7 protein-coding genes and 1 pseudogene are annotated in these 7,998 nt (G+C 41.3%); 5 read left to right on the forward strand and 3 right to left on the reverse strand.

Translation table 11 applies throughout. The features are described from left to right. Positions 1-85 precede the first annotated feature (85 nt). Entirely contained in the window at positions 86-322 is a 237-nt protein-coding gene (locus F6K37_RS44805) for a DpnII family type II restriction endonuclease (RefSeq protein WP_353737183.1), read from the forward strand. A 370-nt stretch (positions 323-692) separates the two neighbouring features. Here the strand turns inward: F6K37_RS44805 and F6K37_RS26880 are convergent. Next, positions 693-939 (reverse strand): annotated as a pseudogene (locus F6K37_RS26880) (hypothetical protein). 320 nt (positions 940-1,259) lie between these two features. Further along, entirely contained in the window at positions 1,260-2,282 is a 1,023-nt protein-coding gene (gene proX, locus F6K37_RS26885) for a glycine betaine/L-proline ABC transporter substrate-binding protein ProX (RefSeq protein ID WP_287253421.1), read from the reverse strand. A 485-nt stretch (positions 2,283-2,767) separates the two neighbouring features. Between proX (F6K37_RS26885) and F6K37_RS26890 the strand changes: the two genes are divergently transcribed. Both F6K37_RS26890 and F6K37_RS26895 read left to right on the forward strand, forming a co-directional pair. Further along, a complete protein-coding gene (locus tag F6K37_RS26890) occupies positions 2,768-3,697 on the forward strand; it encodes a thermonuclease family protein (protein WP_287253422.1) in 930 nt (309 codons plus the stop codon). A gap of 2 nt (positions 3,698-3,699) precedes the next feature. Further along, on the forward strand, positions 3,700-3,876 hold the full coding sequence (locus F6K37_RS26895; protein ID WP_287253424.1) for a hypothetical protein: 177 nt from the start codon (positions 3,700-3,702) through the stop codon (positions 3,874-3,876). A 141-nt stretch (positions 3,877-4,017) separates the two neighbouring features. Here F6K37_RS26895 and proX (F6K37_RS26900) read toward each other — a convergent pair whose 3' ends face one another. Continuing rightward, positions 4,018-5,040, reverse strand: coding sequence for a glycine betaine/L-proline ABC transporter substrate-binding protein ProX (gene proX / locus F6K37_RS26900; protein WP_161603190.1), 1,023 nt, complete (start codon positions 5,038-5,040; stop codon positions 4,018-4,020). Between the two features lie 470 nt (positions 5,041-5,510). Here proX (F6K37_RS26900) and F6K37_RS26905 point away from each other — a divergent pair, with 470 nt between their 5' ends. Together F6K37_RS26905 and F6K37_RS26910 are read left to right on the forward strand one after the other, a co-directional pair. Next, positions 5,511-6,935: a pyridoxal phosphate-dependent decarboxylase family protein gene (locus tag F6K37_RS26905; RefSeq protein WP_287253426.1), complete on the forward strand. Its 1,425-nt coding sequence runs from the start codon at positions 5,511-5,513 to the stop codon at positions 6,933-6,935. 8 nt (positions 6,936-6,943) lie between these two features. After that, positions 6,944-7,606, forward strand: a complete 663-nt coding sequence (locus F6K37_RS26910) for a class I SAM-dependent methyltransferase (RefSeq protein ID WP_287253427.1) — start codon at positions 6,944-6,946, stop codon at positions 7,604-7,606. The last annotated feature ends 392 nt before the right edge of the window (positions 7,607-7,998 follow it).

Genomic DNA, 7,998 nt, shown 5'->3' on the forward strand with positions numbered 1-7,998 from the left:
TTTGCAATTAATACTCCTAATAAACTGGTTGTCTTGATGCAGTCGCTCATGGGGGAAACCCCCAAGACCGCGCTGCATCGCTTTAATCGAAACAAACTTTTATAGAGGTGGTGGCTCTAAACTAAAAGCGACAGCTGGTGAGTATAGCGAGATATTTTTACAGTGGAAACAAGATGGTCACGAATTTATCTGGATTACCGATGGTTTTGGTTGGCTAACAGCTAAAAGACCTCTTCGCGATACCTTTGATAAAATTGATTACATTCTCAACCTGGATATGGTTGAAAAAGGTGTCCTAGAGGCTTTGATATTAGACCACTGATTCTCTTTGGATTTTAATGGATGATATAGCGTTTGTATATAGTTATAAACACACTTCTTTGATTTCCATAAGGTAGTATGTTCACAACTCAAATCGAAATGCTATAAGTCTTAAACTAATCAGCACTAACTTGATAAAGTTGAAGTCTTAATAAACCCGCATTATCAACCCAAATATAGTAAAAAAAAAGCCGTAGACATAATGTCCACGGCTTTTTCAATGCCACAGTAAGTGGATTGAAATTTTGATGTCAGTCAGATCCCAAACCTAACCTGATGTGATCTTATTTGATTGGCCAAAGGTCACGCTGCCCGAACAGACCGGAGCCTGTGCCCTGGGGGGATTTTCCCCCCAGAAATTTTTTAAGGTGTTATGGCAACAGCCAATACTTCATCATTGTCGTAATCACTTCGTCTGGAACACCAGTTGGCTCCAGAGGGCTCCACTCGCAAATCTCGGCATAGCCAAGTGTATAAAGCATGTGCATACTATGAATTACTGCTTGACGAGAGCCTTGTCTTGATGCAGTCGCTCATGGGGGAAACCCCCAAGACCGCGCTGCATCGCTTTAGAGTGTGCTCAACAGGTTGTTTTTTTAGGTTTGGGTTTTTTGACATGAATCAAAGATTGAATTCGTCGTTATCATTATCATTATTACAATAATGATAACGATAACAAAATAGTTTGTCAAGGGTTTTGAAATTTTTTTTTGGGGAGTTTTAGGGGTAATCAAAAAAAGCGATCGCTAAAGTTATGCGATCGCTTTTTTTGTTAATGTAATTTAACTTATTTAACCTTTCTCATACCGATGAGATAGAAAAATTTTTTCCCTACTCCCTACTCCCTACTCCCTACTCCCTACTCCCTACTCCCTACTCCCTATTCCCTATTCCCTATTCCCTATTCCCTATTCCCTATTCCCTATTCCCTATTCCCTTTAAATAGAATCTCCTCCTGCCTTTTTTGCCTCTTCTACCCAGCTATCAAACAACTCTTGACGATTTTCCACCCATTCTTTGGCATGGCGACGGATATCTTCTGGACTGCTCTCACCCTCTTTGATCTTTAGGCTTTCAACATTAATGTCCTCAGCCGGAATTTGAACCAGTTCAAACCAACGTTTGGCAACTGGGTTAGCTGCCAAAAATTTCTTGTTAGCAACAATGCGCTGGCGATCGACAGTAAATCCCAGATTTTTTCCGTCTACAGAGGTGTCTTTTTCAGTTAGACCTTTCTGGGATTCAGGAAGAGAAGTAAAGGGAACTTCTAACCAAATTATATCTTGATCGGGTTTTAATATTGTAGATATCCAGTGAGGTTGATAAGTATAGTACATAATGCTTTCCCCTTGCTTGTAGCGAGTCATAACATCGGCCAGTAGCACAATGTATTGTCCTCTAATGTGTTCAACGGTATCTTCTAGTCCGTAAGCTTTGAGGTGATGATCGATTACCACTTCGCAAAACCAACCAGGATTACAACCGATTAAATTAGCTTTACCATTGCCGTCTGTATCAAATAGTTTCGCAATCTTTGGGTCTTTAAATTGTTGCAGGTTAGTAATGTTATATTTATCAGCCGTTTTTTTATCGATCTGATAGCCTTGTACCCCATCAGGAGTAAGCACTCCAACTCGCTCTAACTTTTTGCCACCCCCAGCATTTTCAAAGAATTCTATATGTGATTTTTCATAGTTGATAGTACTATAATCTAGGTCGCCATTAGCCACAGACACATAAATAATAGGATAGTCAATTTCCTTGGGTTTTTCGATTTCATAACCAAGTTTTTCCAAACCAATATTGACTATCTCAGTTTGAAACTGTTCCTCGATCCAGTTACTATGGGCAGAGCGAACTTTAGTTTTTTTTCCAGAGGAGGTTGACTCACAGGCAATTGAACCCATTAAGCAAGCGATCAGAGTCATTCCTAAGGTAAGTTGTCTCAATTGTCGTTTCATTAAATCCTCTCCCAGGGTTTTTATCACCAAGTCTTACCGTCAATCATAACTATAGCAGTTTTCAATGGGGTAGGGAGTAGGGAGGGTGGGGAGATGGGGAGATGGGGAGATGGGGAGATGGGGAGATTTTAAGTAAAGGTATTCTGACATGAGATAAACCAAAATACTATGTCCTAAACTCTACTTATATTCTTATATTTAGGTGTAATTTTACTTATCTAGCGTCTTTAATACCTATGAAGTACACAAAATTTTTTCCCTGCTCCCTGCTCTCTGCTCCCTGCTCCCTAATAAAGGAGCCTTAACCAGCATCAAACTGGAGATGAAACTCCACTGACCGAATTAGATTTGCAAAAACATGATATCCTATAGGAAAGGTCAGAAAAACAGTTATCTCACACCCATTATATATTCTGGCGCTGCACCTCAAACAACAAGCAATTCTAATCCCTCATTTCATGGTTGACCAACAAAGAGGAGAGCTAATGAAAGGTACAGTCATCAAAAATATCAAACTGATCAAAGTTGTTGACGGTGACACAATCAAGATACTCTTGGATAATGAGCAAGAATCAATTCGGTTTGTTTGTCTTGACACAGAGGAAAGTCAGCGCGCTGGCAGTAAACCGATAACCAACGCTGGCATCCTGGCCTCAAAATGGGCGAAGGAGTATTTCGGGACAAACGAGCAAGGGATACCCAATCAGGATGTATGGGTGGATCTTGAATTCGACACCAACGATCCGGTGGAGGTTTGCCTGGTGAAACATCGGGGCAATTATGGGCGATTGCTCTGTTATATCTACAAAGCCGGAGAGCAGGAGAATTTTAATGTGCGCATTGTGCGGGAAGGCTGGAGCCCTTATTTTGTAAAATATGGCTCGTCGCGCCTCTATCACCGCGAGTTTATGGAGGCGGAGGCGGAGGCTCAAGCAAAAGGTATAGGGATTTGGGATCCAGCTACCAATGCCGGTGGAAAGAGCAGAGACTATACCACCCTGATTCCTTGGTGGTATCTACGAAACCAGGTGGTAGAAGACTACCGTAACGCAGGCAGTCAAGCCGGGGTGCTATCGGTGCGTCTAAACTACAATGAGATCGTAGAAGCGGCTAAAGCTAGCAACCAAATCACGGTATTGTGTGACCTGCAAGGAGGGATTAATAAATGGCCTGGTAATGGTGCTCTGATCTATGCTGGGTCAAGATTTCACCGGTTTAATCTCTGGATTCCCGATCGGGATTCCCAAGCAGCTCAAACCATATTGGGACTAATTGAAACCCGCTATGCCAAATCCGGTCGAGGCTATGTGTATGTGACTGGAACTGCTAGTCTCTATCCTCCCAATCAGGATGGGAAGCCTCAAATCGTGATCACGGATGCTAAGCAACTAGCTGATTTCCCACCTGGACAGTAACATTGCTAGTAAGCATTCAGGTATTAGCTAATGCGCTACTTCACAGGCTAGAAGCCTGTGCCACGCACGCTACGCGAACAGCTAATGCGCTACTTCACAGGCTAGAAGCCTGTGCCACGCACGCTACGCGAACGAGGTTTATTTTAAGGATTAGGCTGACAGCTGTTCGCGTAGCGTGAGCTAAAAGCTCACGGCTGAATGCTTAGATGTAATTTAAATTATCTAGCGTTTTTAATAGCTATTAAGTACACAAAATTTTTCCCTACTTCCTACTCCCTATTCCCTACTCCCTATTCCCTCTTGCCTATTGCCTCTTCACTTTAAATAGAATCCCCTCCTGCCTTTTTTGCTTCTTCTATCCAGTTATCAAACAACTCTTGATTCTTCTCAACCCACTCTTTAGCATGGCGACGGATATCTTCTGGACTGCTCTCACCCTCTTTGATCTTTAGGCTTTCAACGTTAATGTCCTCAACCGGAATTTGAACCAGTTCAAACCAACGTTTGGCAACTGGGTTAGCTGCCAAAAATTTCTTGTTAGCAACAATACGCTGACGATCGACAGTAAATCCCAGATTTTTTCCGTCTACAGAGGTGTCTTTTTCAGTTAGATCTTTCTGGGATTCAGGAAGAGAGGTAAAGGGAACTTCTAACCAAATTATATCTTGATCGGGTTTTAATATTGTAGATATCCAGTGAGGATTCTGAGCATAGTAAATAACGCTTTCCCCTTGTTTGTAGCGAGTCATAAGATCGGCGAGTAGCACAATGTATTGTCCTCTAGTGTGTTCAACGGTATCTTCTAATCCGTAAGCTTTGAGGTGATGATCGATTATCACTTCGCAAAACCAACCAGGATCACAACCGATTAAATTAGCTTTACCATTGCCGTCTGTATCAAATAGTTTCGCAATCTTTGGATCTTTAAATTGTTCCAGGTTAGTAATGTTATATTTCTCAGCCGTTTTTTTATCGATTTGATAGCCTTGTATCACATCAGGAGTAATAACTCCAACTCGCTCTATTTTTTTGGTACCCCCAGCATTTTTAAAGAATTCTAGATGTGATATTTCATAGTTGATAGTACTATAATCTAGGTCGCCATTAGCCACAGACACATAAATAACCGGATAGGTTATTTCTTTCGGTTCTTCGATTTCATAACCAAGTTTTTCCAGACCAATATTGACGATTTGGGTTTGAAACTGTTCCTCGACCCAGTTACTATGGGCAGAACGAACTTTAGTTTTTTTTACAGAGGAGGTTGACTCACAGGCAACTGACCCGAGCAACAAAGCGATCAGAGTCATTCCTAAGGTAAGTTGTCTCACTTGTCGTTTCATTAAATCCTCTCCCAGGGTTTTTATCACCAAGTCTTACCGTTAGTCATAACTATAGCAGTTTTTAATGGAGCTAGGGAGTAGGGAGTAGCAGGGTGGGGAGATGGGGAGATGGGGAGATGGGGAGATGGGGAGATGGGGAGATGGGGAGATGGGGGAAATTTTAATTAAGGGTATCCTGACATGATATAAACCAAAATACTATGTAAGCATTAAGCCGTGAGCCTTAGCACAAAGCTGAATGCTGATAGCTGATAGCTAAATCCTTACAGAATAATTAATTTTTTTTTCGCTTGATTTAATATAAAAAAACTGATATGATGATATCATTGCCGCTCGTTACTTTTACAATAAAGTCTAGTATAACCGTCGATAATATATCCATTTATAGCGTTTTTAATAGTAAAAATCAATAATAAATATAGAGTCAATTTTTCCAACCACTACTCCCTACTGCCCACTCCCGACTCCCTATGAAAGATACAGAAACAACCCTGACTAAAACCCTTGCCATAATTCTCAACTATTTAGACGGTAATTTGGAACCGGATTCCAACGTCGTTAATTATCAAACCGCTAATGATCTTAAGGAAAAACTCGATTTAACCTTACCCGATGAGGGAGTCGCTTTAGAAGCGTTAATTCCTATAGTAGAATCTTACCTGAACTATAGCGTTAGAACCGGTAGCACTCAATTTTTTAATCTACTTTTTAGTGGGTCTAGTATTCCGGGAATAATAGCCGAGATGGTTACCAGTGCCACGAATACTACCATGCACACCTATGATGTCGCCCCCGTAGCCACCCTGATGGAAATAGAATTGATTAAAAAATTGACCAGTTTAGTGGGGTTTAAGGAAGCTGAAGGGTTGATGGTAACTGGAGGAAGTAATGCTAATCTGATCGGAATGCTTTGTGGACGACATCAAGTTTTACCGGAAGCTAAATTACAGGGATTGGGTAATAATCAGTTAGTCGCCTTTGTTTCCGATCAAGCTCATTATTCCTATTTAAAAGCTGCTAATTTGTTAGGGATTGGCATCAAAAATTTAGTCAAGGTTAAGTCTGGTGTTGATGGCAAAATGATTCCCGCAGCACTAGAAGCTGCCATTCAACAGAGCTTGTCAGAAGAAAAAACACCGTTCTTTGTGGGTGCAACTGCCGGTACAACTGTTTTAGGAGCCTTCGATCCCTTACCGACCCTTGCCGAAATTACCAGGAAATATGGCTTGTGGCTGCATGTCGATGCGGCTTGGGGTGGGCCGGTTTTATTTAGTGAAAAACACCAGCATTTGTTAGCAGGAAGTGAGTTAGTTGATTCCTTTACTTGGGATGGCCATAAATTAATGGGAGTTCCTTTAATTTGTTCCGCTATTTTAGTGAAACAAAAAGGACTATTGTCAGAAGCTGGCTCTGGGGGAGGTACGGATTATCTATTCCATGATGATGAAAATGATTTATACAATTTAGGGACTAAGTCGTTACAATGTGGTCGGAGAGTAGATGCACTCAAATTATGGCTGTGTTGGAAATACTATGGTAAAAAAGGTTATGATCAGCTGGTCAATCATTTATTTGACCTAGCTAATTATGCCACCGAGTATATCCGCCGTTGCGATAATTTAGAATTAATCGCTGAACCACAATTTTTGAATATTTGTTTCCGTTATATCCCCAAAGATGAACCGCTTGACGCTACTGGGTTAGACCAGCTGAATCTAGACATACGCAACCGATTATTTCATTCGGGAACAGCTTTTGTCAACTATGCTCATTATCAAGGTCTGGTTATGATTCGGTTAATCCTGGCTAACCCTGAACTGCAAAAAACTGATTTAGAAACGTTTTTCCATAATTTACTTAATGCTGGTAAACTAGTTGAAAGTGTTAAAGGATAGAAAAACTAATGAAGGATAGCAAAGACTTTTACGAAGGGATGGGATTAAAGTTTCTGGAGCCTCAAAATCAGACAGAAGGAATCAGGGAGTATATGGAGTTAGAGGATGACTTTATACTGAGAACCTTTAAAGGGGTAGATAGTGTTCTGGATGTAGGATGTGGTGAGGGACGTTATGTTCGTAAGCTTGCCCCTATTGTAGGAAAGATTACAGGAATTGATTTTTCAGAACAGCTTGTAGCCTTAGCTAAAGACTCCACTTCTACCTTTAATAATGTCACCATTTTAGCCGGAAGAGCAGAACATTTAACAACTCTGGTTCAAGAAACGTTTACTTACGGATTATTGGCATGGAATACCATTGGAAATATTCCTCAACAACTTCATCAAGCTATTTTCGATAACCTGGCAAAAGTAGTAGATAAAAAGGTATTTATATCTACGTTTAAATCTAACCAAGAAGTCATGGATGAGCGCTTACGCTATTATGACAAAACAGGTTTTAAGGTAGAAAGTATCGATGGCAATCAAGTAATTTTAGAAGGGGGATTGCATCATGCTAATGCTTATCCTTTCAGCTATTTCCAGGAGTTGCTTGAATCAGTAGGATTTTCTATGGAAACTCATGATTTGGGCTTTGTTGGTGTGATGATTGAAGGAACTAAAAAATAACTTAACTGGTCAGCTAATGCGCGAAGCGCACGCTGCGCGAACAGCTATCAGCTGTCAGCGGTCAGCTAATCAACGGGAAGTAGTAAACAAGCTGGGGAGTGCTAGTACGGCTGGTTGAAAATCCCTGCTCGTTTTATTCATCCGACCCCGTGTAGTTAAAGCACCTGCTAGCTGAACGCGATCGCGTGCGCGTAGCGCATTAGCTGATAGCTGATAGCTGACGGCACTTCAAGTAGCGTGCGCGTAGCGCATTAGCTTACATCTCAGAGGTTGTCTGAGAAGTCTCATTTGCTACATCCAAGCCCCCTAAATCCCCCAATTCTGGGGGACTTTTAGAAGCAAATTGACTCTTGTTCCCCCCAAAGTTGGGGGGTCAGGGGGGCAAAATTCAG

Source organism: Moorena sp. SIO4E2, assembly GCF_010671945.1.
GTDB lineage: Bacteria > Cyanobacteriota > Cyanobacteriia > Cyanobacteriales > Coleofasciculaceae > Moorena > Moorena producens.

Bases quoted from the DNA above. Each gene is read 5' to 3' on its own strand.
- proX (WP_287253421.1), bottom strand. From the start codon at position 2,282: ATGAAACGACAATTGAGACAACTTACCTTAGGAATGACTCTGATCGCT.
- F6K37_RS26890 (WP_287253422.1), top strand. From the start codon at position 2,768: ATGAAAGGTACAGTCATCAAAAATATCAAACTGATCAAAGTTGTTGAC.
- F6K37_RS26905 (WP_287253426.1), top strand. From the start codon at position 5,511: ATGAAAGATACAGAAACAACCCTGACTAAAACCCTTGCCATAATTCTC.
- F6K37_RS26910 (WP_287253427.1), top strand. From the start codon at position 6,944: ATGAAGGATAGCAAAGACTTTTACGAAGGGATGGGATTAAAGTTTCTG.
- proX (WP_161603190.1), bottom strand. From the start codon at position 5,040: ATGAAACGACAAGTGAGACAACTTACCTTAGGAATGACTCTGATCGCT.